A 23,371-nucleotide genomic window follows, 5' to 3' on the forward strand; every position below is an offset into this window, starting at 1 on the left:
GCGAACACCCCGGCGTTCAGGCGATCCGGGTCCCCCGCGGAAGGCTCCGGACGGGGGTCCGCAGCCGCCGCCGGCCCAACAGCAGCAGCAGCGCCGCCAGGCAGAGCTGCACCAGCAAACCCAACGGCCACAGCGGGGTCCCCGCCGGGCCGGTCTCTGCCGACACCGCCACGTCTTGTTTCCTGCCGTCCAGGCAGGGGGCCTCCCCGGGCAGGCCGGCCTGAGACCCACGGACCCCCTCGCTCAGGGAGTGCATGACGCCCGAGTCCGCCTGCGGCCGGGTGGATGCGCGGGTCGGCACCCCGTCGGCGATGACCACGAAGGGGTTGGCCGCCAGCAGCCACGTGATCCGTTCGGTGTGGAAGATGCTGGTCTGGTAGGTATCCGGTCCGCAGACGTAGGCGTTGGGGTCCCGAACGTAGGAGTCCGCTTCCTGCTGGATCTTCGCGAAGTACGCCTCCTGGTCCTCGATGACCTGCCCCTGCGCGTCGACCGCCTCGCCGGCGCCGTTGTACTGGACCTTCGACCATGGATCATCAGGCCAGACCTGGGCGGAGACCGTGACCTGCTCCTCGACCAGCTGGAAGGACAATCCGTAGGCGATGGCCGTTCCCAGGGCCAGCAGGGCGACCAGCAGATAGGTGGACACCACGGCGAAGAGCGGCCGCCCGGCCCGGGCGGAGACCCCGACGCCGATGGCGCAGACAACACCCAATTCGACGGCGGTCATCAGCAGGAAGACGGGTACCGCCGGAAGGTAGACGTCTCCATAGGTCACGGCCCAGACGATCATCGGCAGGGATACCACCAGGAACGCCAATGAGGAGACCCACGCGGCCAGCCATTTGCCCGCCAGGATCTGGCCGGGTGTCAGCAACGTGTTCTGCAGGACGGCCAATGTCCCGGCAGACCGGTCGCCACTGACCGTATTGGCCGACAGCGCCGGGCCGACCAGGAGCCCGAAGAACAGTACGAACGCGATGACCAACTCGAACATGACCTGTCCGACGCCGCTGCCGGCAACGAATCCGACATCGCCGGAGTCCGGCGCCCAGGCCCCGGCGGTCAACGCGGCCAACGCCGCCACCACGCCGATGACCACGAACCAGACAGCCAGCAGGATGTACCAGCCGCGTGTCCGCAGGCGCTGTCGCGTCTCCATCCGGAAGACCGTGCCGATACCGGAGAAGTAGCCCAGTGTTGGCCGGGTCGGGGCCGTCGTCGTGCTCATCGCGTGCCACCTGGCTCGTCCGTATCGACTGGTTCGAGACTGCTCACATACGATTCCTCCAACGCACCGGCGCTGGGTCCGAAGGCGGTGACCGGCACGCCAGCCAGCACCAGGCGGCGCAGCAGCCCAGCCGCGGCGGGCTCCGAGTCCAGGCGCACCACCGTGGGCTTGCGGCGGTGCCCGTCGGCCACGACCGCATCCACACCGGCGGCGGAGAGCTCGGCGGCCAGGGCTGCCGGGTCGGATGACTGGATGGAATAGCGGCGCTGCCGGGCGCCGGCGTCGTCGACGGTCAACGCGCGGACACTGCGGCCACCGGCGATGAACACCGCGCGGTCGGCCATCTCGTCGAGTTCGGCCAGCACATGGGAGCTGACCACGACGGCCTTACCCCGGCCAGCCAGGTCGCGGAGCAGGTTGCGCAGGTCGATCCGCGCCCCGGGGTCCAGGCCGGAGGCGGGCTCATCGAGCAGCAGGACCTGCGGGTCGTTGACGAGCGCCCGGGCCAGCGAGAGGCGTTGCTGTTGTCCGCGGGAGAGCACCCGGGCCGGGCGGGTGGCGAAGGGTACGAGCATCACGAGCTCCAGCAGCTCGTCGGCGCGGGCCACGGCCGCCGCCTTGGACGCCCCGTACAGCCGGCCCATCATCGTCAGGATCTCGTGGGCGGTCAGCTCCTCCCACACGCCGAGGGTGTCCGGCATCCAGCCCAGCTGCGCCCTGGCCCCGCGGGGATCGGCGGCCGGGTCGATGCCGCAGATCCTGATGCTTCCGGCGTCGGGGGCCAGCAGCGAGGCGAGCATGAGCAGCAGCGTCGTCTTGCCCGATCCGTTGGGTCCAATCAGCGCGGTGACTTCCCCGGGCCGGGCGGTGAAGTCGATGGCCTCCACCGCGTGGACCGTCCCGAAGGACCGGGCCAACCCGGTGGCGAGGACCCCGAGGCGTTCCGTGTCCGCCGTCGCCGGCCCCCCGCCGTCGTGCCGTGTTGCCTGGGTGCCCATGTTCTCCCCCGCCTCCGCGTCCCGGCGGCTCGTGCGCAGGGTTCGTTGCGCCCATCCTATGCAGCGCGGCGACCGCGCGAATCATCCCCGGGGAGGATGCCGGGGGCGCATTATGACCGCTCGCGGTCACGCGACCGGCGCACCGCGCCGCGGCGTCGTTACACTGGTTATGCATGTGCCCAGCCGGGTTGGCGGTGGGCCGTCCTGTCCTCAACCCAGTGGAGTGTGCAAAACGCATGAGCCTGATTGTCCAGAAGTTCGGCGGTTCGTCGGTTTCCGATGCCGAAGGCATCAAACGCGTCGCGGCCCGGATCCTCGCCACCAAGGCGGCCGGGAACGACGTCGTCGCCGTGGTTTCGGCCATGGGCGACACCACCGATGAGCTGCTCGATCTCGCGGGGCAGCTCACCGACGCGCCCCCAGCCCGTGAAATGGACATGTTGTTGTCCGCGGGCGAACGCATTTCCATGGCCCTGCTGGCCATGTCCATCGATTCCAGCGGCGGCCAAGCCGTCTCGTTCACCGGCTCCCAGGCCGGCATGATCACCGACGCGGTGCACGGCAAGGCCCGCATCATCGACGTTTCCCCCCACCGGGTGCGCCAGGCGATCGACCGCGGCTACATCTCGATCGTCGCCGGTTTCCAGGGCATGAGCCGCGAATCGAACAACATCACCACGATGGGCCGCGGCGGATCCGACACCACCGCGGTGGCCCTCGCCGCCGCCCTCAACGCCGACGTGTGCGAGATCTACACGGACGTCGACGGCATCTACACCGCCGACCCGCGGATCGTGCACACGGCCCAGAAGATCGACACCATCTCCAGTGAGGAGATGCTGGAAATGGCCGCCTCGGGCGCCAAGATCCTGCACCTGCGCTGCGTCGAGTACGCCCGCCGCTTCGGTGTGCCGCTGCATGTGCGCTCGTCCTTCACCGACCATGAGGGGACCTGGGTGTTGCCCAGCCCCGACGACAACATCAAGATCCAAGAGGGAGAACCCATGGAACAGCCCATCATCTCCGGCGTTGCCCACGACCGTTCCGAAGCAAAGGTCACCGTGGTCGGTGTCCCCGACGTCCCGGGCTCGGCCGCTCAGATCTTCGGCGTCATCGCCGGCGCCAACGTGAACATCGACATGATCGTGCAGAACATCTCGAAGGCCGAGACCGGCAAAACCGATATCTCCTTCACCCTGCCGATCCTCGAGGGCAAGGACGCGATGACCGCCCTGGAGGCAGCGCAGGCGGAGATCGGCTTCGAGAGCATCTCCTATAACGACAAGATCGGCAAGCTCTCGCTCATCGGTGCCGGGATGCGCTCGAACCCGGGCGTCTCCTTCCGGTTCTTCGAGGCGCTGCAGCAGGCAGGGGTGAACGTCAACATGATCTCCACCTCGGAGATCCGCATCTCGATCGTCACCGACGCCGACCTGCTGGACACCGCGGTGCGCGCGGTCCACGGTGCATTCGAGCTCGACGGCGACACCGAGGCCGAGGTCCACGGCGGCACCGGCCGCTAGGCTCCGCTTCCCTGTGGAGGCCCCGTCCGGTTCCGACCGGGCGGGGCCTTCGCCGTGCGTGGGGAGAGCAGGCGGGAGGGATCCTGTGCCCCGGCATCTGGACAGCGTCGGGTTCGTGGAACACAGTGGGGAGGGTTACCGATCGCCGGCACGAGCGTTGGACAAGGAGCCCCGGATGCGCGCCAACGACCGTTCCGAAAGGGCCTGGGCCAAGGCCGCCCAACTCGCGGAAGGCGTCGAGGACCACGGCGTGGGGGCAGCCGTGCGCCGCTACTTCACCATGTGGTTGCCTGCCCTAGCGCTCGCCTCATTCGGTGTGGGCTTCATCGGCATCCGCCTGCTGAATGACGGGTCTTCCGGTCCCCTACAGGGCCTTCAGGCAGGATTCCTGTTGGTGGCGGTGGTCAGCATGATCGGCGGCTATGCCTATTGGTGGCGGCAGATCCGCCCACTCGTCCAACCGCAACGGCTACCGGTCACCCTGTGGCTGGACAAGCCGGACGCGAAGTGGGTCGTCGACCAGATTCTCGGCCGGATACCCGTGACGCCGGAACACTTGCCGGTTCTCCGGGGTGCCGCGGCTCAATTCAGGGCCAGCGGTTCGCTGACGTTGTCCACCACCGTCGGCTCCCTGTTCATGGCCGCCGCTTTCGCGATCAGCTTCCCCGGCCCGGTGATGTGGATCATGTGGTCCCTCGTCTTCCTGGTAAGTGTGGGTGTATTCGCCTATACCATCCGGACATTCCGCAGTGCCGGCCGTTTTCTCGACGCCAATGCCCTGAAGCGAAACCGCGGGGATGCTACCGCGCCGGATGCCTGATGGATCCCGACGGTATCCGGCTGTCTTCGCGCTCTCATCAGCACGCGCAAACACGGATGGACTGACCGCATTCGAGGAAGACAGCGACGTTTTCCTAGTTCCCATTCGTCCACGTCAACCGCCAGCGGGCGGGACCCGCTGCGAAGGGAGGCCCGAACATGAGGCGGTACCTGATCTCGTTCAACGACGTGGACATGAGATTCCCGACAGAGGAACTACCCGCCGTCGACGGCGCCGCGCATGCCGTGGTCGGGCCGGCCCAGGCCGCCGGTGTGTGGATCATTGGTGGCGGGATCGATAGCCACGAGGTCGGCATCGTGGGCACCGATGGGTCGGTGGACAACACACAACGCACCGGGCACACCGGCGGATTCTCGGTCATCGAGGTCGAATCCCATGCAGAAGCACTGGAGTGGGCTGCCAGGATTGCCGTTGCCTGCCGCTGCGCTCAGGAGGTCCGAGAGACCATGGACGACCCCGACGCCTAAGTGAATGCCCTGCGCGGATTGCGGGACCTGGGTTCCTCCAAGGTGCAGCACATATTTGCCACACGCATGGGCGATCGAAAGCCTGCGATGCAGTCCGTAGAGAGTGTGGAAAGCCCCTATGAGGGCATGGTTTTGCGTCTGCTTGGCACCTGCCGTGGGCCCTCCCTTTTGGTCTCCAAAGTAGAATGGTCGCTGTGATGCTTACAGGAAGGACCGGTCCGCGCCCGCAGGCTTTCCTCCTCATGCTGTGCCTGGGAGCCGTCCTGACGGGCATCATTGGCATGCATCTGTGGATGGGCGGGCATGGGGAGCACTCGGAGACCCACGGAGCCCAGACCGCGTCGGCCTCGAAGTCGCCGGCAGGGTCGGACATGGCCGGCGTTCCGAAATTCCCCGGCCTCTCGGCGGAACACCACCCCCCGGGTGATGGTTTCCCGATGCTGGGCTGCGTCGGGACCTGCGACGCCGGTGACATGGCGGTCGGCATCTGCGTGTTGTCGTTGATCGTCTTGGCGACGTTCGGCTTCCTGCTCCCCCCACGGCAGGTGCTGCGGCATTCATTGCGGCGTCGCGGCCCACCACTTCACTGGCGGGGAATCAGGTTCGTGCCCACGCCTTCGTTAACCCAACTCTGCATCAGCCGTACCTAGAACCGGTATGCGGATCAGTCGCGCCTTTCTGGCCACTGGTCGGACTTCCCCGGCTACCCGTGGGTGGCCGAGTGACCTGCAGACATCTTGGACAACGAAGGACGAAACACCATGACACGCAAGCTTTTCCTGCCCGCCATCGGCGTGGCCGCAGCAATCTCCCTGGTCGGTTGTGCCGGCAACCAGGAACCCGGGGACTCGGCTTCCAGCTCGGCATCATCGCGACAGTCCACATCGCCGACCTCGGTCAGTGAGGTGGCGGCCGAGCACAATGACGCGGACACGATGTTCGCGCAGATGATGATCCCCCACCACCAGCAGGCCGTCCAGATGAGCGGGATCATGCTGGCCAAGGACGGGATCGAACCCGAGATCACCGATCTGGCCACCGAGATCAAAGACGCCCAGGGGCCGGAGATCCAAACTATGACCGGCTGGCTCACGGCGTGGGGCGAATCCACGGAAATGGGCATGGCCGGACACGGCATGGAGGGAATGATGACCGATGAGCAACTCAATGAGCTCCGGTCGGCGCAGGGCGCCGACGCAGCGCGGATGTTCCTGCAAGCGATGATCGAGCACCACCAGGGTGCCGTCGGCATGGCCGAGGACGAGATCGCCGATGGCCAGAACCCCCAGGCCATCGCCTTGGCCCAGCAGATCATCAAGACGCAGCAGGCCGAGATCAAGGAAATGCAGGACCTGCTCTCCGGCCTTTAGGCCACCACAGCCCTGCGTCCCAGTCGGTGTGGGGCCGGTACCGTCCGGTCCCACATCGGCCCATTCCCGCGCACCCGAGAACTCCCGAAGGAACCGGCATGTCCCCTCATTTTCCCCAGCCCCTCCTGCCCCGCCGCCGAACCTCAGCCGCTGCCGTCCTGGCAGCGGGCGCATTGCTTCTCTCTGCCTGTTCTCCCGCGTCCACCCTGGACGATCCTGTGCCTGCGGCAGCCGCCGCCGACTACCCCTCCAGCCACATCCACGGCATGGACGTCAACGCTGAAACGGGCAGGATCCTACTTGCCACCCACGACGGCCTGTATGACGTCTCCAAGAAGCCCGCCACCAAGATCGGTCCGAACATCGACCTCATGGGCTTCACCGCCGGCGCCAACGGGACCCTCTACGCCTCGGGCCACCCCGGCCCCGGGGTGGACCTACCCAACCCCGTGGGCCTAATCGAACCCACCAATGAGGGCAAGACGTGGACGCCGCTATCGCGCACCGGCCAGTCGGACTTCCATGCCCTGGCAGCCACCCACGAGGCCATCATCGGGTTCGATGGACAACTGCTCGTCAACGAAGGTGGCAGCTCATGGACCCCGGCCGAGGACCAGATACCGGCCTACCACCTCTCGGCCACCACGGACGGCCACGTTGCCCTGGCCACGACCGAGGACGGTTTGAGGCGCTCGGTCGACCACGGCAAGTCCTGGAACCCCGTGCCCGGAGCACCACTGTTGATGCTGACCGCCGTATCCGGCTCCAATGCGGCGGGAATCGCCCCCGACGGAACCGTGTATTCCAGCATGGACGCCGGCTTCACCTGGCGGAAGCAGGGCCACACCACCGGAGAGGCGGCCGCCATCGACGTGACCACCAGCGAAAGCGAGCCCCAGGTCTGGATCGCCTCTCCCACCGGTGTCCAGGTTTCCCGCGACATGGGCCGGTCGTTCACCGCCATCAAGGCCCAGACGGGCAAGGAGTGACAAATCGACCGGTCAAGTCCGCGCCACCACACGGGCGTGCACGGCTCGGGACGGACGCAGCCAAATGGCCTTGTTTTGTCCGAGGATCAGCCGGGCGAGCCTCGGAGGGGTCTTCACCGAGACGGTGAAATCCGCGGCCCTGCCCGGCGCTCAAGCGGCCGAGGGATCTACCAAGGGGCTCGAACCGGGCATCACGCTGGCTACGCATCGACCTCCACCGTGACCCAAGGGAAACCGTTTCGTAACCAATTCGTGACTTTTACACTTATTTCTTGTAAATTCGTATGCGTGCCGGGCTTCCGATGGGCCCGGTACACCCGCGTGGATTGCCGAGCACTGCCACCACTGCGGGTTCCGTTCACGCAAAGTCTGGCAGTGGCGGGGGAACCAATATCGGGTCCGCAAGGATCCTTGGGGTTAAGCGCGTCGCACTGAATCATCAGCGCGGACGCCGGGTGGCTCCCACCCGAACCCGACAGCTCACCCCGCAGGCATTGGGAGAGGTATTCACTACATGACCAAGAGCCAAGCCCTGGGCCGCCACCGCGCCACGCCCGTCCGCACGAACCCGTTGGGGTCGATCTCCAAGGCCGTGTCCTCAAACTCCGGCTCCGTCGGCCGCCAGGCGGCAGTCATCGCCGCCGCGTCCGGCCTCGTGCTGACCCTCGGCCTTCCGGCCGAGGCCGCGCCTGCCGCCCGCGCCGCAGATAAGGCCCCCGTCACCGACGTGCAGCGTGCATCGGTGACCACCCCGGCAGCCGTGACCGTGCCCGCCGCGAAGCCGGAGTCGAAGGGCTCGCAGATCAAGGTCTCCGTCGCCGACATCTCCTCGACGTCCGGTGCCGCCTACCGCGAGGCACAGCGCCAGGCCGCCGCCGAGCGCGAAGCCGCCCAGCAGGCGGCCGCCGCCGAGCGCGAAGCCGCCCAGCAGGCAGCCGCCGCCGAGCGTGAAGCCGCCCAGGAGGCCTCCGCCGACCGCCAAGTCGCCGCGTCCTCGCAGAGCAGCAGCTCGCGGGATACCGCCAGCGCCAGCTCCTCCTCTTCCGACTCGAGCGTGACGACCGCTTCCGCCGGCACCGTGACCAAGAAGGCCGAACCGGCTTCCGCTCCCAGCGCAGGGCTGTCCGGCATCGCCGCAACGGCCATGCAGTACAAGGGATCGCCCTACGTTTTCGGTGGGAGCTCCCCTAGCGGCTGGGATTGCTCGGGCTTCGTGCAGTACGTCTACGGTCAGCACGGCATCAGCCTGCCCCACAACACGTCGGCCATTCGCGGCAGCGGCAAGTTCGTCAGCACCTCGAACCCCAAGCCGGGCGACCTTGTCTACCAGAATGGTGGAAGCCATGTCGGCATCTACATCGGTGGCGGCAAGATCATCGGTGCCCAAAATCCCTCGGTCGGGACCGTGATACGGCCTGCGGACAGCCCCTACGGCCCCCTCATGGGCTACTACACCTACGTAGGCTAGCCGCGACGATATGTGGGCTCCATCCGTGCCGGATGGGGCCCGCACGTCCTTAAGGATGTGGATCTGTGACGACCAAAAGATGAATTATCCTGGCCGGCTCGGAGCACCATGGCGAAATCGCGTGGCGAGTCGTTGGAGTGGGCTGCCGGGATTGCCGCCGCCTGCCTTTGCTCAGGAGTTCCGGGCACCCATGGACGACCCGGACGCCTGATCGTGCGGCTTCCCCGATGGCAGTCCACCAGCGCTACGACGACGGAGCGGTACTGACGTAACCGCGGTCCTTGTCCACCACGTTGTTCAGTGGCTCGCCGGCGATGTAGGCGTCGAGGTTGGCCAGGAACTGGTCGGCCAGCTCGTCCCGCCAGCCATGGACATCGCCGCTCATGTGGGCGGAGATGTGCACGTTCTCCATCTCCCAGAACGGGTGGTCGACGGGCATCGGCTCGACGGCAACGACGTCGAGCGAGGCGGCGGCGATCTGGCCATCCCGGAGCGCCTCGATGAGCGCCGGTTCATCGACCAGGGAACCGCGGCCGATGTTGACCAGGTGGGCGCTCGGCTTCATGGCCGCCAGCACCTGCGCGTTCAAGATCCCGCGGGTGGCCTCGGTCAGCGGCGCGGCCAGCACCACATGGTCTGCGTCTCCCACCCGGGCGGCGAGCTCGTCGCTGGGAAAGACGGTGCCGAAGTCGGGATCCGCTTCCCGCGGTGTGCGCCCGGCACCCTGGACCTGCATGCCGACGGCCCGCAGCAACCGGGCGGTGGCCCGGCCGATCCCGCCGGTCCCGACCACGATCGCGCGTGAACCGGCCGTGCGCGTCAGCTCGCGGTGCTGCCAGGTGCCCCGGCGCTGCAACGCCTCGCTGCGGTGCAGCTGCTTGTCGTGCGCGAGCACCGAGGCCAGCACGAACTCGGCGATGGGCTGGGAAAACGTCCCATGCGCGTTGGTGAGCACCACCGGGGCCTCGCGCAATCCGTCGAAGAGCATCGCATCCACACCGGCCGCGGCCACGTGCACCCACTCCAGCGCATCGGCGGCATGCCAGGCATCGCGAAGTGCCGAGGAGAAGAAGTCCCACAACAGGAGGGTGCCGGCGCCCTGCAACGCCTCGGCCAGGGTGTCGGCATGGGCGACGACGACGTCGGCGCGCTCGCGGATGGCGTCCAGGTTGTAGGGTTCGGGCACGCCGGGTGCGGTGAGCAGGGCCAGTCGCGGGCGGTTCATTTCGGTGTGTTTCACGTCATCAACGCTACAGTTCAAAAAGATTGTTGACAATCTACCGATCGGGCCACCACGATGAACACATGACGACTTTGAGCCCCCTGTTGAAGCAAGCGACCCCCGTGGTCGTCGACCACGCCCTCGGATCCTGGATCTACGGAACCGACGGAGCCGAATACCTGGATTTCACCACCGGCATCGGGGTGACCAGCACCGGCCACTGCCACCCGCGCGTCGTCGCCGCCGCGCAGGAACAGTGCGGCAAGATCATCCACGCCCAGAACACGACCGTGATGCACCAGCCGCTGCTGGAACTGACCGACAAGCTCGGTGAGAAGCTGCCGTCCGGGCTGGACTCCGTCTTCTACGCCAACTCCGGCTCCGAGGCCGTCGAGGCCTCCATCCGCCTGGCCCGCATGGCCACCGGACGACCGAACATCGTGGTCTTCCAGGGCGGCTTCCACGGCCGCACCGTCGCCGCGGCGTCCTTGACCACCGCCGGCACCCGTTTCTCCGCCGGTTTCTCCCCGCTGATGGCCGGCGTCCACATGTCCGCCTTCCCGTACGCCTACCGCTACGGCTGGGATGAGGACACCGCCATCGACTTCGCCCTGCAGGAACTGGACTACCTGCTGACCACGCGCACCGCCCCGAACGACACCGCCGCCTTCCTCATCGAACCGGCCCTGGGCGACGGCGGCTACCTGCCCACCCCGCCGCGCTTCCTCGAGGGGCTGCGCGAACGCGCCACACGGCACGACATCCTGCTGATCATCGACGAGGTCCAGGCCGGCGTCGGACGCACCGGCAAGTTCTGGGGCCACCAGCACTCCACCGCCACCCCCGACATCCTCATCACCGCCAAGGGCATCGCCTCCGGCTTCCCGATCTCCGCCATCGCCGCCTCCACCGAGCTGATGTCCAAGGGCTGGCCCGGCTCCCAGGGCGGGACCTACGGCGGCAATGCCGTCTCCGCCGCCGCCGGCGTGGCCACCCTGGCCGTCGTCGACGACGAGGGACTCGTGGAGAACTCCCGGGTGCGCGGCGACCAGCTGCAGGCCGGGCTGAAGCAGATCCAGTCCCGCTTCCCGTTCATCGGCGACGTCCGCGGCTGGGGCCTGATGCAGGGCATCGAGTTCACCACCGGCGACGGCCAGCCCGACGCCACCACCGCGGCCGCCATCCAACAGGAGACCACCGGCCACGGTCTGCTGACGCTCACCTGCGGCCCGCAGGGCAACGTCGTGCGACTGATCCCCGCGCTCGTGGTCACGGCCGACGAGATCGACCTCGGGCTCCAGCGCTTCGAGGCCGCCGTCTCCGCAGTGTCCGAACGCACCTTCGCCAAGGCCTAGAAAGCAGCACATGACCCAGACAGCGGCACCGGCCACCACCGACACCGTGGCCGGGCTCCTCGACGCGGCGGGCATTGACTTCGATGTCTCCGAGCACCGCCGGGCGGAATACTCCTACGATGCCTCCAACTACCGGGTGCGGCCGCTCGGCGTGGTGTTCCCGAACAACGCGGCGGACGTGGAAGCCACCCTGCGTGCCTGCCACGCCACCGGCACCCCGGTGACCGGACGCGGCGGCGGCACCTCCATGGGCGGCAACGCCGTCGGCCCCGGCGTGGTCCTGGACTTTTCCCGGCACATGAACGCCATCCTCACCCTCGACGAGGACGAACTCTGGGTCGACGTCGAGCCCGGCATGGTGCTGGCCACGCTCTCCCGCGAGATCGAGGCCCGCACCGCCGGTCGGCTCACGTTCGCCCCCGACCCGTCCTCGAAGACCCGCGCCACCGTCGGCGGGGCCATCGGCAACGACGCCTGCGGGAACCACTCGGTGCGCTACGGCCGCACCAGCGACCACGTCATCGAGTTCGACCTCGTCACCTCCGACGGGACCGCCCTGACGGCCACCGCCACCGGGATCCGTGCCACCGACGGGAACGACGACGGCGCGGTGCGCCGGGCCGCGGAGCTGACCACGGCGATGGAGAGGCTGGCGCAGGACAACCTGGCCGGTTTCCGCACCGACCTGGGCCGGATCCAGCGCCAGGTCTCCGGCTACCACCTGGAGCACCTGCTGCCAGAGAAGGGCTTCAACATCGCCCGGGCCCTGGTGGGGTCCGAGGGGACCTGCGCCGTCGTCGTGCGTGCCCGCATGGCACTGGTGCACAAGCCGGCGAGCGCGCTGCTGCTGTGCATCGGCTACCCGGACGTCGTGGAGGCGGCCCGGGACATCGAGACCATCCTCGGGTTCTCCCCCGCGGCCGTGGAGGGGATCGACGACGCCATCGTCGCGACCATGAGGGCCCGCCGCGGCGAGGACTCCGTCATCGGGCTGCCCGACGGCCAGGCCTGGCTGTACATCGACCTCGACGGCGACAACCCGGACGACGTCCAGGCCCAGGCCGACGAGTTGCTGGGCCGGCTGCGCTCCATCGGGCGCATGGTCGACGGGCGGGTCGTCCCCGACGCCACCGAACGCGCGTCGCTGTGGCGGGTGCGCGAGGACGGGGCGGGCCTGTCCTCCCGGCTGCACACCGGCGGGGAGTCCTGGCCCGGGTGGGAGGATTCCGCCGTCGCCCCCGAACGCCTGGCCGACTACCTCGCGGACTTCCGCGACCTGCTGGCCGAACACGGCCTGCAGGGCGTGATGTACGGACACTTCGGGGCCGGCTGCATGCACGTGCGCATCACCTACGACCTGCGCAGCGCCGCCGGACGGGCCGTATTCCGCGAGTTCACCGCCGACGCCGCCCGGCTGGTCGTCGCCCACGGCGGCTCGCTGTCCGGCGAACACGGCGACGGACGGGCCCGCTCGGAGTTCCTGCCGCTGATGTACTCGCGCGACATGCTCGCCGCCTTCGAGGCCTTCCGGGCGAACTGGGATCCGACGGGGCTGCTGAACCCCGGGGTGATAACCAGCCCGGACGCATTCGACGAGCACCTGCTGCTGAACGGGGTGCCCGAGCGCGAATGGCGCACCAGCTTCGACCTCTCCCCCGCCTCCGGTCCAGATGCCGTCCACGGCGTGGACCCGTTCGTCCACGCGGTGCAGGGCTGCATCGGGGTCGGCAAATGCCGCACCGACACCGGCGGGGTGATGTGCCCCAGCTACCGGGCCACCGGCGACGAGAAGGACTCCACCCGCGGCCGCGCCCGCGTGCTGCAGGAGATGGTCCGCACCGCGGCCACCGTCGAGGAGGGCTGGAAGTCCGAGGCCGTCCGCGAGGTGCTGGACCTCTGCCTGTCCTGCAAGGCGTGCGCCACCGACTGCCCGACCGGCGTGGACATGGCCACCTACAAGTCCGAATTCTTCTCCCACTACTACGAGGGGCGGATGCGCCCGCTCTCGCACTTCTCGCTGGGTTGGCTGCCCCGCTGGCTCAAGGTCACCGGGCGGATCACCCCGCTGGTCAACGCGGTCATGGGTTCCCCGCTGGGCAAGCTCGTCTCCGCAGTCGGCGGGCTGACGACGCGCCGCGCGCTGCCCCGGTTCGCGTCAGCCACCGCCTGGCGCCGCGAGGTCGACGCCGCCCTGGCCAACGCGCCGCGCACGCGCATCGGCCCGCCCCGGACCCTGTCCGCCGGTGCAGCGGTGCCGCGCGTCGTCGCCACCGGGCACGACGGCGGTGCCTCCGAGGGCACGCAGGCCACCACCGGTGCGGTGCTGTTCGTGGACACGTTCACGAAGGGCTTCCGCCCGGAGGTCGCCGGGGCCGCGGCCCGCGTGCTGGCCGACGCCGGGGAACCGGTGACGTGTTCGGCCGATGCCTGCTGCGGATTGACCTACATCTCCACCGGCCAGCTGGGTACGGCCCGCAAGCTGCTCGCCCACGCCGCCGAGGCGCTCGATGACGGCACGGACCGTCCGATCGTCGTGGTCGAGCCCAGCTGCGCGGCGGCCCTGGCCAAGGACCTGCCCGAACTCGTGCACACCGAGGCGGCCCGCCGAGTGGCGTCCCGGGTGCGCAGCTTCGCCGGGCACATCTCCGCCCTGGCGGCCGGCGGCTGGACCCCCAACCCGGCAGCTCCGGTGCCCGACTCCGTCGTCGTGCAGTCGCATTGCCACGAGTACTCCGTGTTCGGGGCCGCCACCCAGCGCAAGGCCCTGGCCGCGCTGGGGATCCCCGAGGTCATCGAGGCCACCGGCTGCTGCGGCGTCGCCGGGAACTTCGGCTTCGAGGCCAACCACTACGAGACCAGCATGAAGGTCGCCGAACAGGCGCTCGCCCCGGCGATGCGCGCCGGCAACGGCACCACCCCGGTGCTCGCCGACGGGTTTTCCTGCACCATGCAGGTCCAACAGCTCGACGGCGGCCGACGCGGCCTGCACCTGGCCGAACTGCTCGACCCCGGCCGCCCGGCCGCCACGAACCACCAGCTTTCCACCAGCAACCCGAAGGAGCACCCATGACCACGCAGACCTCCACCCCCCGGACCTCCGACGCGGCGCGCACCGCCGTCGAGGCGATCAGCACCGGCCTGTACATCGACGGCGCCTGGGTCGAATCCAGTTCAGGCGAGCGCTTCGACGTCGTGAACCCCGCCACCGAGGAGGTCATCGCCACGGTCGCCAACGGCAACGCCGAGGACGCCCGGCGCGCCATCGAGGCCGCCGGCGCCGCCCAGAAGGACTGGGCCCGCACCGCCCCGCGGGAACGCAGCGAGATCCTGCGCCGGGCCTACGACCTGATCATGGCCCGCCAGGAGGACCTCGCCCTGGTCATGACGTCCGAGATGGGCAAGCCGCTGGCCGAGGCCCGCGGCGAAGTCGCCTACGCCGCCGAGTTCTTCCGCTGGTTCTCCGAGGAGGCCGTGCGCATCGGCGGGGACCAGACGATCACCGGTGACGGCAAGAACCGGATCATGGTCACCAAGGAGCCGGTCGGCCCCTGCGTGCTGATCACCCCGTGGAACTTCCCGCTGGCCATGGGCACCCGGAAGATCGGACCCGCCATCGCCGCCGGCTGCACGATGGTCTTCAAGCCGGCCAACCTGACCCCGCTGTCCTCGCTGGCCCTGGTGGACATCCTCATCGAGGCCGGGCTGCCGGCCGGCGTGCTCAACGTGGTGTGCACCAAGAGCGCCTCCTCCGTGGTGACCCCGTGGATGGAATCCGGGATCGCCCGCAAGGTCAGCTTCACCGGGTCCACCGGCGTGGGCGTCCGGCTGCTCGAGCAGGCGGCACAGCACGTCATGCGCTCCTCCATGGAGCTCGGCGGCAACGCCCCGCTGATCGTGTTCGAGGACGCCGACCTGGACCGTGCTGTCGAGGGTGCCTTCGCCGCGAAGATGCGCAACATGGGCGAGGCCTGCACGGCGGCGAACCGGATCTTCGTCCAGTCGTCCGTGGCCGATGCCTTCGCGGAGAAGCTCGCCGCCCGGCTGGGTGCATTGACCGTGGGCGACGGTGCCGTCGACGGCACCGACGTCGGCCCGCTGGTCGAGGAGAAGGCGCTGGTCAAGGTTGGCGAGCTCGTTGACGATGCCGTGGCCAAGGGTGCCCGCGTGGTCATCGGCGGCTCCCGCCCGGAGGGCAAGGGCTACTTCTACTCCCCCACCGTGCTCACCGATGTGGACCCCTCGGCACACCTGATGACCGAGGAGATCTTCGGCCCCGTGGCGCCACTGATCCCGTTCGAGACCGAGGAGCAGGTCGTCGCGATGGCCAACGACACCCCGTGGGGACTGGCCGGCTACCTGTTCACCCGTGACCTGGACCGCGCCTTCCGCGTGGGCGATGCCCTGGAGGTCGGCATGGTCGGGTTGAACACCGGCATCGTCTCCAACCCGGCGGCACCGTTCGGCGGCATCAAGGCCTCGGGACTGGGCCGCGAGGGCGGCCGCGTGGGCATCGAGGAGTACCTCGAGACCAAGTACATGGCCATGCCACGCGCCTGACCTGTCGGCTCTTGTCAGTGACCTGAGGCACACCCTATGATTGTCAACAATCTACCAATCGCAATTGAAGGAGTCTGAATGGAACAAGAGGGCGTCGCACCACTGCTCTTCACCACCGAGGAGTACGCCGCACGATTGGCCGCGGCACGGGTGCGCATGCAGGAGCAGGGCCTCAGTGCGCTGATCGTCACCGATCCGGCGAACATCTACTACCTGACCGGGTACAACGCCTGGTCGTTCTACACGCCGCAGATGGTCTTCGTCCCGCTCGAGGGGGACATGATCCTGTTCACCCGCGAAATGGACGCCAACGGCGCCTTCCGCACGACCTGGTTGCCGCAGGAGAACATCGTCGGCTACCCGGAACGCTACGTGCACCGTCCGCATCTGCACCCCTTCGACTGGGTTGCCTATGCCCTGCGTGCCCGGTACCTCATCGCCCCGGCGACCAAGGGGTGCGTGGGCCTGGAGATGGACGCGCACTTCTTCTCCCCGAAGGGCTACCGGGCCCTGGTCAATGCCCTGCCGGAGTGGACGCTGGTCGACTGCTTCGAACTGGTCAACTGGGTCCGGGCCATCAAGTCCCCGGCCGAGATCCAGCTGATGCGCCGGGCCGCGGTGGTCACCAACCTGGCCATGCACGCCGCGGAGGATGCGATCAAGGTCGGTGCCCGCCAATGCGACGTCGCCGCGGCCATCAGCAACGCCCAGATCACGGGAACCCAGGAGTACGGCGGGGATTACACGGCCATCGTGCCGATGCTGCCCACCGGCCAATCTGCGGACACCCCGCACCTGACCTGGAACGACGAACCGCTGAAGGCGGACCAGGCCATGATCGTCGAGCTTGCCGGCGCCCACCACCGGTACCACGTGCCCATGGCCCGGACCTTCATGCCCGGGACCCCGACACCACAGCTGGCCCATCTGGCCCAGGCCACCGACCATGCCCTGGCCGCCGTGCTGGAAACCGTGCGGCCCGGCGCCCCGGTGCAGGAGCTCTCCCAGGTCTTCAACCGGACCCTGTTCGAGTACGGCTACGAGAAGGCATCGCGCATCGGCTACTCGATCGGCGTCGGCTACCCCCCGGACTGGGGCGAGCGCACCATCTCGCTCCGCAGCGAGGACCAGACGATCCTGACCGAGAACATGACCTTCCACCTGATGTGCGGCATGTGGATGGAAGGCTACGGCTACGAGGTCTCGGAGGCGATCCGCGTCACCGACACCGGGGTCGAGTGCTTCACCTCGTTCCCCCGGGGGCTTGTCCCCGTGGGTGCCGCGGGCAGGGCGGCCGCGGAGTCGACCACGCTGCTGGGCAATCCCGGCGAGCGCGCCATCCACGTCGCCCCCGGTGCCCCCGCCACGGCCCAACCGGTGGAAGAGCCACGCAGGGCCACGCCCCGCTTCGGGTTCACCACCCCGGATGAATCCACCATGACCGGGTCCATCACGATCGTGCCCCGCAACGCCGAAACCGCGGACAGCGACCCGGCCCGGCCGACGGTCCCGCCGGTGGAAACGGCCACCCCGAACACGAACCCCGAACCACCGAAGGAGACACCATGACCACCCTGAACCTGCCGCTCGCCGGCCGTGCCGCCAACCTCGTGGGCTCCGTCATCGACTCCAGCACCTCGCTGCTCGCCGCCCAGAAACACGACATCGTCCGCTTCGCGATGGGGGCGCCGGCCGACGAATTCGTCCCCGTGCAGGCCTTCACCGAGATCGCCTCCAGCGTGCACGATTCGTCCTCGTTCACCTATGGCGCCACCGAAGGCGAACCGGTGCTGCTGTCCGCCCTGGTCGACTACCTGGACACCACCGCGGAGCCGACCTCCGTGGAGCGGGTCAGCATCACCTCCGGTGGCATGCAGGGTCTGGACATCGCCTGCAAGCTGTTCGTCGATCCGGGGGATCTGGTCATCGTCGAATCCCCGACCTACACCAACGGCTCGGCCACCGCATTGAGCTACGGTGCTGACCTGCTCGAGGTGCCGATGGACGAGGACGGCATGGACGTCGACGAGCTCGAACGCCTCGTCGCCGAGGCCGGCCGCACACCCAAGGCGATCTACACGATCCCGAACTTCCAGAACCCCTCCGGCACCACCCTCTCGGCCGAACGCCGCGAACGGATCATCGCCCTGGCCCGCCGTTGGGGTGCGGTCATCATCGACGACGACCCGTACGGCCTGCTGCGCTTCGCCGGCGAGGATCTGCCCGGTTTCCGCCAGCTCAGCGGCAACGACCCGCTGGTGTTCTCGGTGCGGACCTTCTCCAAGATCCTGGCCCCGGGGCTGCGGGTGGGCTGGATCGACGCCGACCCGTCGCTGCGCCAGCTGATCATCAACGCCAAGCAGGCCATGGACACGTGCACCAACGTCCCGGCCCAGCACGTGGTCGCGGAGTTCCTGCGCCGCGGCATCCTGGACGAGCACCTCGCCGGGCTGCGCACCGAATACCGCAACCGCCGCGATGCGATGCTCGCCAGCCTGGACAGGCACCTGCCGGGCCGCGTGCGGACCACCCACCCCGACGGCGGGTTCTTCCTCTGGGTGACCCTGGTCGGCGAGGACGCCGCCGTGGACACCCGCCGGCTGTTCGAGATCGCCCTGGCCGAGGGCGTCGCCTTCATCCCCGGCCCCGCACTGTCCGCGGGCGGCCGGTTCGCCTCGGCCTTCCGGCTGTGCTTTGCCTCCACCGGCCCGGAACGCACCGATACCGGGGTGCAGCGCCTGGCCACGGCGCTGGATGCGGCCCTGGCCGAAACGCGGCAGAATGCCTCCACCGCAGCGGGCACCGGCCCGGCCTCGGGACGTGGCTGAATGGCGGCCACGGCCGCCGGGGCCACCATCGCCCCGATCGACCGCGACGAGCTGACGGCGCTGGCCATCGCCCTGGTCAACGCCGGCGGGGAAAACCCCGGGGGCACCGAGCAGGCAACGGCCGACGTGCTGGTCGCCGAGGCACGCCGCCGTGGCCTCGAGGCCTCCACCCGGGAGGTTGAACCCGGGCGGCCCAACGTCTTCATCACCCTGCCCGGTGGCGACGGCGAGGGCGTGCTCTTCCTGGGCCATTCCGACGTCGTGCCCGTCGGTGAGGGCTGGGACCGCGAACCGTTCGATGCGCACGTGGCCGACGGCCGGCTCTTCGGGCGCGGTGCCACCGACATGAAGGGCGGCCTGGCAGCGGTGCTCACCGCCATGGCCTCCCTGCACGACGCCGGTGCCAGGCTCTCCGGTCCCGTCACCCTGGCCTGCACGGTCGACGAGGAGGAGACCGGAGCCGGCATCCGGGCCGTGGTCGCCGACGGGCTGGAACACCGCTATTCCGCCTGCGTCGTCGCCGAACCGACGGACCTGGAGACCGTCATCGCCTGCCGGGGGGATTCCTACCTGGAGATCGAGGTGACGGGTCGGGCCGCCCATTCCGGGCGTCCCAGCGACGGCCGCAACGCGATCGACGCCGCCGTGCGCATCTGCAACCTGGTGACCGACGACCAGGAACGGCTCTCCGCCGATCCCGACCCGCTGCTGGGCCACGCCACCTGGAACACCGGGATGATCTCCGGCGGGCGGGGCACCTCAATGGTCGCCCCCGACGCGCACCTGTGGCTGGACCGGCGACTCATGCCCGGTGAGGACACGAAGCTGATCCGCGAGGACCTGATGGAACGGATCGGGGCGGCTGGCATCGTCGGCGACGGCATCACCGTCGCTGCGCGGACGACCATGGAAATGCCCGGATTCCGCACCCCGCCGGACCACCCCCTGGTCACCGCGGCCACGGCATCACTGGCCGCCGCCGGCGTCGAAACCCGGGTCACCGGATGGACGGCCTCCTGCGACGGGGGCTTCATCTCCCGCGACTTCGGCATCCCGACCATCGTGCTCGGCCCGGGGGAACTCAACGAGCAGGCACACCAGCCGAACGAATCGGTGCGCCTGTCGGAAATAGAGGCCGCAACGCGCGCCTATGCAATGCTGGTCACCACGCTATTGGGCCCCGACGGCGGCGCATCCCGCTCCGCACGCCACGATCCCCTTCCGGAAGGCGAACGCTCATGACCGAACAACCCGCCGCACCAGGCAGTACGAAAACCGTGGAGGACCCCAACGCCCCCGGTGCAGAACCACAGACCGCAGAGGCCAAGGGGAACCTGCGCAAGTCGATCCTCGGCTCCGCCCTGGGCAACGCCGTCGAGTGGTTCGACTACGGCGTCTACGGCTACCTGACCATCTACATGGCCACCAACTTCTTCGGGTCGGAAGAGGGCGACGGCGGGCTCGGTGTCACCCTGACCCTGGCCACGTTGGCGATCTCCTTCCTGGTCCGCCCCCTGGGCGGGCTCGTCCTGGGCCCGATGGGCGATAAGTTCGGACGGCAGAAGGTCATGGTGCTGACCGTGACCATGATGACCGCCGCGACCGGCGTCATCGGGTTGCTCCCCACCATCGACACCATCGGCTTCTTCGCCCCGGCGCTGCTGCTGCTCTGCCGCATGGTCCAGGGATTCTCCGCCGGCGGTGAGTACGGTGGAGCCGCCGTCTACATGGCCGAGAGCGCACCGGACCAACGGCGCGGCTTCCTGGGCTCATTCCTCGAGTTCGGAACCACCGTCGGGTTCATCCTGGCCGCCATCGTCTGCACGACGCTGATCACCATCGTTGGCGACGACGGCATGGCCGCCGGCTGGTGGCGCCTGCCGTTCCTGCTGACCATCCCGCTGGGCATGACGGCCCTGTATATCCGGACCCGTCTCGGCGAGCCGAAGGTCTTCTCCGAGGCGGCCAAGGACAATGAGACCACCAAGACGCCGATCCGCGACACCATCCGCGGCAACTGGCGCCAGATCCTGGTCGTCATGGGCTTCGTGGTCCTGCTCAACGTCGCGTTCTACCTGATCCTCGGCTACATGCCCACCTACCTCAGCGGGCAGCTCGGACACAGCACCGCCCAGGGCAACTGGATGCTGGTCGTGATCATGGCCCTCATGCTGCTGGTGATCCCGTTCATGGGGTCGCTCTCGGACCGTATCGGCCGCAAGACGCTGCTGCTCACGGCCGCCGGTGGCTACACGCTGCTGTCGGTTCCGGCGATGATTCTCCTGGGAATCGACAACCTGGTGGTGCAGTTCCTCGGCCTCGCAGTGCTCGGAATGCTGCTGGTCATCCTGGTTTCCTCGGTGTCCTCCACGCTCCCGGCCCTGTTCCCCACGGCCGTGCGCTACACCGGTTTCGCGATCGCCTACAACTTCTCGACCGCGTTTTTCGCCGGGCCGTCGCAGACCCTGACCAACAGCCTGATCGAGACCACCGGAAACGTGCTCGTTCCGGGCTGGTACATGGCCATCGCCGGGGCCATCGGGTTCGTCTCGATCCTGTGCATGCGTGAGACCTCGCAGGCGTCCTTGCGCGGCGAGATACTGCCCGGCGAACCGGCCTCCACCGGTTGGCCCGCCCCGAAGTGGGTCGCCGTCAACCGTGCCAAGGCGGAGGCCGGCAAGGCCATGTCGGCCTAGTCCGAGGACCAACTTCACGAGGGGAGCACGCTGCGCGTGCTCCCCTCTTCGCCGCCCACCCCCAGATCCACATCCTTGTAGATGTCCGGGGTTCCGCCGGAACGCCCGGGAAATGACGGCGGAAACCCGGTCGTCAATCGGCTGGGCATCCGGGAGCCGACCGCCGCCGTGGATAACCACGTCGGGAAGCCTGCTCAACGGCCACACTGGGACCATGCGCAGCGCGTCGCACTTCCCACCCCAGTCGCCGGACGACCTTTCACGTACAGCAGGCACGCTCCACCGGCTATCGGGGAAGCGTCTGCGCGCGGCGGACGTCGAACGGATGGCCCGTGGCCTGTGGGCGCAGGTTATCGATGGTCCACCAAGCGAGGCTGCAGTCGTCTCCGGCTTGAACCTGGGTTCATCCGCGCCGTCATTCGCCTGCGCCGGGTACTGGCGACCCACGAACCATGAGGTGAGATCCGGGCCCACCCGCATCATGGCCGCAAGCGCCACCGCCGGCTCTTTTGCCGGACCGAATCAGGAGGCCTCGTGTGCCGAGACGGCGGCGTCTCGAATGGGTTCGAGCAGCTGGGCGATGGCGCTGTCCATGTGGTCGGCGAGCGCCCCGTGCAGCTCGGGGACGTCCGCGTCGATGATGGCCTGGGCGATACGGCGGTGCTCCGCTACCCGGTCCTCCAGTGAGTATTCCGCCTGCTCCAGGGCGGCCAGGCACATCCGCGTTTCGGTGACCAGGGTGCGGTGCACGCGGGTGAGGCGTTGGCTATGGGCCAGCCGGACCATCGCTTCGTGGAAGGAGATGTCGACCTGGCTCAGTTCGGCCGGGTCGAATCCCGGCCCCAGGGCGGCCATTTTCTCGACGATCGCCATCAGCTCGGTGCCGGCTTCCCGATGCGTGTGGTCGACCTCGATGATCTTCAGTGCCGCGCCGCGCTCGACTGCGGTACGGGTGAGATAGATGTCGGCGATGTCAGCCGGCGTCGGGTCCGCCACGAACAGCCCGCGGTTGCGGATGCTGGTGAGCAGCCCCTCCTGGGTCAGCCGCTGCATCGCCTCCCGCAGCGGGCCCCGGCTAACGCCCAGACGACCGGCGAGATCCGCCTCCCCCAGCTGTGTGCCCGGAGGGAATTCACCGTTGCCGATCGCGGTGCGGATCTTGCGCGCGATGATCGAGGGGGTGGACTCCTGTTGAAGCGGCTCGAGACTCGAGGCGGCCATGGGATGATCCTCACTGGGTTCGACATTGTCCGGATGCAGACAATCCTACAACCTTGATGGCACCAGCGGCCGGGGAGGGCGTAACGATATTAGACTGGATGGACCGCCCGCCCGTCCGGGAAGCCGAGCGGTCCGGACGAGTTGAAGGGCGGTACCGGCCGATGGAGGCCCAGGATCCACTGGCATTGGAGGGGCAGGTCTGCTTTGCCCTGGCCGTCGCCTCCCGCTCGGTGATCGCCGCCTACCGGCCCGTCCTGGAACCCCTGCATCTGACGCATCCGCAGTACCTCGTGATGCTGGCCCTCTGGGAGCAGTCACCACTGTCGCTGAAGGAGGTCGGCCGACTACTGCGGCTGGACCCCGGCACATTATCGCCCCTGGCAAAACGCCTCGAGTCGTTGGGCTACATCGAGCGCCAACGCGATGCCCGCGACGGGCGCACCTTGTGCATCACGTTGACAGCGCGCGGACGCTCCCTCCGTGCCGAGGCCGAGAAGGTCCCCGGGAAGATGGCGGAGCGCTTGGGCCTGTCCCGCGAGGAACTGGTCGGATTGCACGCGACCATGACGAAGTTGATTGTCGCCACCGACCGGCTGCATTAGCAT

General features: G+C 68.5%; 19 protein-coding genes and 1 riboswitch. Of the genes, 15 read left to right on the forward strand and 4 right to left on the reverse strand.

All coding sequences use genetic code 11. The annotated features are described in order from the left end of the window. Positions 1–16: 16 nt before the first annotated feature. Positions 17–1,231 (reverse strand): ABC transporter permease, encoded by a 1,215-nt coding sequence (locus AC1MEQ_RS09830; RefSeq protein ID WP_479790269.1) that lies wholly within the window; start codon positions 1,229–1,231, stop codon positions 17–19. Next, positions 1,228–2,229, reverse strand: coding sequence for an ABC transporter ATP-binding protein (locus tag AC1MEQ_RS09835; protein WP_479790271.1), 1,002 nt, complete (start codon positions 2,227–2,229; stop codon positions 1,228–1,230). Before AC1MEQ_RS09835 ends, AC1MEQ_RS09830 begins: the two co-directional genes overlap by 4 nt. A gap of 236 nt (positions 2,230–2,465) precedes the next feature. Here AC1MEQ_RS09835 and AC1MEQ_RS09840 point away from each other — a divergent pair, with 236 nt between their 5' ends. From AC1MEQ_RS09840 to AC1MEQ_RS09870, 7 genes are all read left to right on the forward strand, one after another. Beyond that, a complete protein-coding gene (locus AC1MEQ_RS09840) occupies positions 2,466–3,752 on the forward strand; it encodes an aspartate kinase (protein WP_479790273.1) in 1,287 nt (428 codons plus the stop codon). Between the two features lie 175 nt (positions 3,753–3,927). Continuing rightward, positions 3,928–4,572: a hypothetical protein gene (locus AC1MEQ_RS09845; protein WP_479790275.1), complete on the forward strand. Its 645-nt coding sequence runs from the start codon at positions 3,928–3,930 to the stop codon at positions 4,570–4,572. A gap of 158 nt (positions 4,573–4,730) precedes the next feature. Continuing rightward, on the forward strand, positions 4,731–5,060 hold the full coding sequence (locus tag AC1MEQ_RS09850; protein ID WP_479790276.1) for a YciI family protein: 330 nt from the start codon (positions 4,731–4,733) through the stop codon (positions 5,058–5,060). A 197-nt stretch (positions 5,061–5,257) separates the two neighbouring features. Beyond that, on the forward strand, positions 5,258–5,710 hold the full coding sequence (locus AC1MEQ_RS09855) for a hypothetical protein (protein ID WP_479790277.1): 453 nt from the start codon (positions 5,258–5,260) through the stop codon (positions 5,708–5,710). 111 nt (positions 5,711–5,821) lie between these two features. Next, positions 5,822–6,430, forward strand: coding sequence for a DUF305 domain-containing protein (locus AC1MEQ_RS09860; protein WP_479790278.1), 609 nt, complete (start codon positions 5,822–5,824; stop codon positions 6,428–6,430). Between the two features lie 218 nt (positions 6,431–6,648). After that, positions 6,649–7,419 carry a F510_1955 family glycosylhydrolase gene (locus tag AC1MEQ_RS09865; RefSeq protein WP_479790280.1) on the forward strand — a complete coding sequence of 257 codons (771 nt, stop codon included), beginning with the start codon at positions 6,649–6,651 and terminating at the stop codon, positions 7,417–7,419. A 344-nt stretch (positions 7,420–7,763) separates the two neighbouring features. Beyond that, positions 7,764–7,927: riboswitch (cyclic di-AMP (ydaO/yuaA leader) on the forward strand. A gap of 6 nt (positions 7,928–7,933) precedes the next feature. Next, positions 7,934–8,887 (forward strand): C40 family peptidase, encoded by a 954-nt coding sequence (locus tag AC1MEQ_RS09870; protein WP_479790282.1) that lies wholly within the window; start codon positions 7,934–7,936, stop codon positions 8,885–8,887. A gap of 244 nt (positions 8,888–9,131) precedes the next feature. On the opposite strand, the gene AC1MEQ_RS09875 is transcribed toward AC1MEQ_RS09870, so the two are convergent. Next, positions 9,132–10,112: a D-2-hydroxyacid dehydrogenase gene (locus tag AC1MEQ_RS09875; RefSeq protein ID WP_479796105.1), complete on the reverse strand. Its 981-nt coding sequence runs from the start codon at positions 10,110–10,112 to the stop codon at positions 9,132–9,134. 80 nt (positions 10,113–10,192) lie between these two features. Here AC1MEQ_RS09875 and AC1MEQ_RS09880 point away from each other — a divergent pair, with 80 nt between their 5' ends. The 7 genes from AC1MEQ_RS09880 to AC1MEQ_RS09910 all read left to right on the forward strand — a co-directional run bounded on the left by AC1MEQ_RS09880 (position 10,193) and on the right by AC1MEQ_RS09910 (position 21,545). Next, on the forward strand, positions 10,193–11,464 hold the full coding sequence (locus AC1MEQ_RS09880; RefSeq protein WP_479790283.1) for an aspartate aminotransferase family protein: 1,272 nt from the start codon (positions 10,193–10,195) through the stop codon (positions 11,462–11,464). A gap of 10 nt (positions 11,465–11,474) precedes the next feature. Continuing rightward, a complete protein-coding gene (locus tag AC1MEQ_RS09885) occupies positions 11,475–14,534 on the forward strand; it encodes an FAD-binding and (Fe-S)-binding domain-containing protein (protein WP_479790285.1) in 3,060 nt (1,019 codons plus the stop codon). Continuing rightward, the gene (locus AC1MEQ_RS09890) at positions 14,531–16,021 is read left to right on the forward strand and encodes an NAD-dependent succinate-semialdehyde dehydrogenase (RefSeq protein ID WP_479790286.1); all 1,491 of its coding nucleotides are present in this window, start codon (positions 14,531–14,533) and stop codon (positions 16,019–16,021) included. The genes AC1MEQ_RS09885 and AC1MEQ_RS09890 overlap by 4 nt, the downstream gene beginning before the upstream one ends. Positions 16,022–16,099: 78 nt before the next feature. Next, the gene (locus AC1MEQ_RS09895; RefSeq protein ID WP_479790288.1) at positions 16,100–17,590 is read left to right on the forward strand and encodes a M24 family metallopeptidase; all 1,491 of its coding nucleotides are present in this window, start codon (positions 16,100–16,102) and stop codon (positions 17,588–17,590) included. Further along, positions 17,587–18,849, forward strand: coding sequence for an aminotransferase-like domain-containing protein (locus AC1MEQ_RS09900; RefSeq protein ID WP_479790290.1), 1,263 nt, complete (start codon positions 17,587–17,589; stop codon positions 18,847–18,849). The genes AC1MEQ_RS09895 and AC1MEQ_RS09900 overlap by 4 nt, the downstream gene beginning before the upstream one ends. Further along, on the forward strand, positions 18,850–20,091 hold the full coding sequence (locus AC1MEQ_RS09905; protein ID WP_479790292.1) for a M20 family metallopeptidase: 1,242 nt from the start codon (positions 18,850–18,852) through the stop codon (positions 20,089–20,091). After that, the gene (locus tag AC1MEQ_RS09910) at positions 20,088–21,545 is read left to right on the forward strand and encodes an MFS transporter (RefSeq protein WP_479790294.1); all 1,458 of its coding nucleotides are present in this window, start codon (positions 20,088–20,090) and stop codon (positions 21,543–21,545) included. Before AC1MEQ_RS09905 ends, AC1MEQ_RS09910 begins: the two co-directional genes overlap by 4 nt. A 522-nt stretch (positions 21,546–22,067) precedes the next feature. Here AC1MEQ_RS09910 and AC1MEQ_RS09915 read toward each other — a convergent pair. Then, positions 22,068–22,766 (reverse strand): GntR family transcriptional regulator, encoded by a 699-nt coding sequence (locus AC1MEQ_RS09915; RefSeq protein WP_479790296.1) that lies wholly within the window; start codon positions 22,764–22,766, stop codon positions 22,068–22,070. Between the two features lie 161 nt (positions 22,767–22,927). Here AC1MEQ_RS09915 and AC1MEQ_RS09920 point away from each other — a divergent pair, with 161 nt between their 5' ends. Continuing rightward, complete coding sequence (locus AC1MEQ_RS09920; RefSeq protein WP_479796106.1) at positions 22,928–23,368, forward strand: MarR family winged helix-turn-helix transcriptional regulator; 441 nt, start codon at positions 22,928–22,930, stop codon at positions 23,366–23,368. Positions 23,369–23,371: the final 3 nt, after the last annotated feature.

It is taken from the genome of Arthrobacter sp. ASL1 (assembly GCF_056680475.1).

Coding starts and splice junctions, on each gene's coding strand:
- AC1MEQ_RS09830 (WP_479790269.1), bottom strand. CDS start 1,231: ATGAGCACGACGACGGCCCCGACCCGGCCAACACTGGGCTACTTCTCC.
- AC1MEQ_RS09835 (WP_479790271.1), bottom strand. CDS start 2,229: ATGGGCACCCAGGCAACACGGCACGACGGCGGGGGGCCGGCGACGGCG.
- AC1MEQ_RS09840 (WP_479790273.1), top strand. CDS start 2,466: ATGAGCCTGATTGTCCAGAAGTTCGGCGGTTCGTCGGTTTCCGATGCC.
- AC1MEQ_RS09845 (WP_479790275.1), top strand. CDS start 3,928: ATGCGCGCCAACGACCGTTCCGAAAGGGCCTGGGCCAAGGCCGCCCAA.
- AC1MEQ_RS09850 (WP_479790276.1), top strand. CDS start 4,731: ATGAGGCGGTACCTGATCTCGTTCAACGACGTGGACATGAGATTCCCG.
- AC1MEQ_RS09855 (WP_479790277.1), top strand. CDS start 5,258: ATGCTTACAGGAAGGACCGGTCCGCGCCCGCAGGCTTTCCTCCTCATG.
- AC1MEQ_RS09860 (WP_479790278.1), top strand. CDS start 5,822: ATGACACGCAAGCTTTTCCTGCCCGCCATCGGCGTGGCCGCAGCAATC.
- AC1MEQ_RS09870 (WP_479790282.1), top strand. CDS start 7,934: ATGACCAAGAGCCAAGCCCTGGGCCGCCACCGCGCCACGCCCGTCCGC.
- AC1MEQ_RS09875 (WP_479796105.1), bottom strand. CDS start 10,112: ATGAACCGCCCGCGACTGGCCCTGCTCACCGCACCCGGCGTGCCCGAA.
- AC1MEQ_RS09880 (WP_479790283.1), top strand. CDS start 10,193: ATGACGACTTTGAGCCCCCTGTTGAAGCAAGCGACCCCCGTGGTCGTC.
- AC1MEQ_RS09885 (WP_479790285.1), top strand. CDS start 11,475: ATGACCCAGACAGCGGCACCGGCCACCACCGACACCGTGGCCGGGCTC.
- AC1MEQ_RS09890 (WP_479790286.1), top strand. CDS start 14,531: ATGACCACGCAGACCTCCACCCCCCGGACCTCCGACGCGGCGCGCACC.
- AC1MEQ_RS09895 (WP_479790288.1), top strand. CDS start 16,100: ATGGAACAAGAGGGCGTCGCACCACTGCTCTTCACCACCGAGGAGTAC.
- AC1MEQ_RS09900 (WP_479790290.1), top strand. CDS start 17,587: ATGACCACCCTGAACCTGCCGCTCGCCGGCCGTGCCGCCAACCTCGTG.
- AC1MEQ_RS09905 (WP_479790292.1), top strand. CDS start 18,850: ATGGCGGCCACGGCCGCCGGGGCCACCATCGCCCCGATCGACCGCGAC.
- AC1MEQ_RS09910 (WP_479790294.1), top strand. CDS start 20,088: ATGACCGAACAACCCGCCGCACCAGGCAGTACGAAAACCGTGGAGGAC.
- AC1MEQ_RS09915 (WP_479790296.1), bottom strand. CDS start 22,766: ATGGCCGCCTCGAGTCTCGAGCCGCTTCAACAGGAGTCCACCCCCTCG.
- AC1MEQ_RS09920 (WP_479796106.1), top strand. CDS start 22,928: ATGGAGGCCCAGGATCCACTGGCATTGGAGGGGCAGGTCTGCTTTGCC.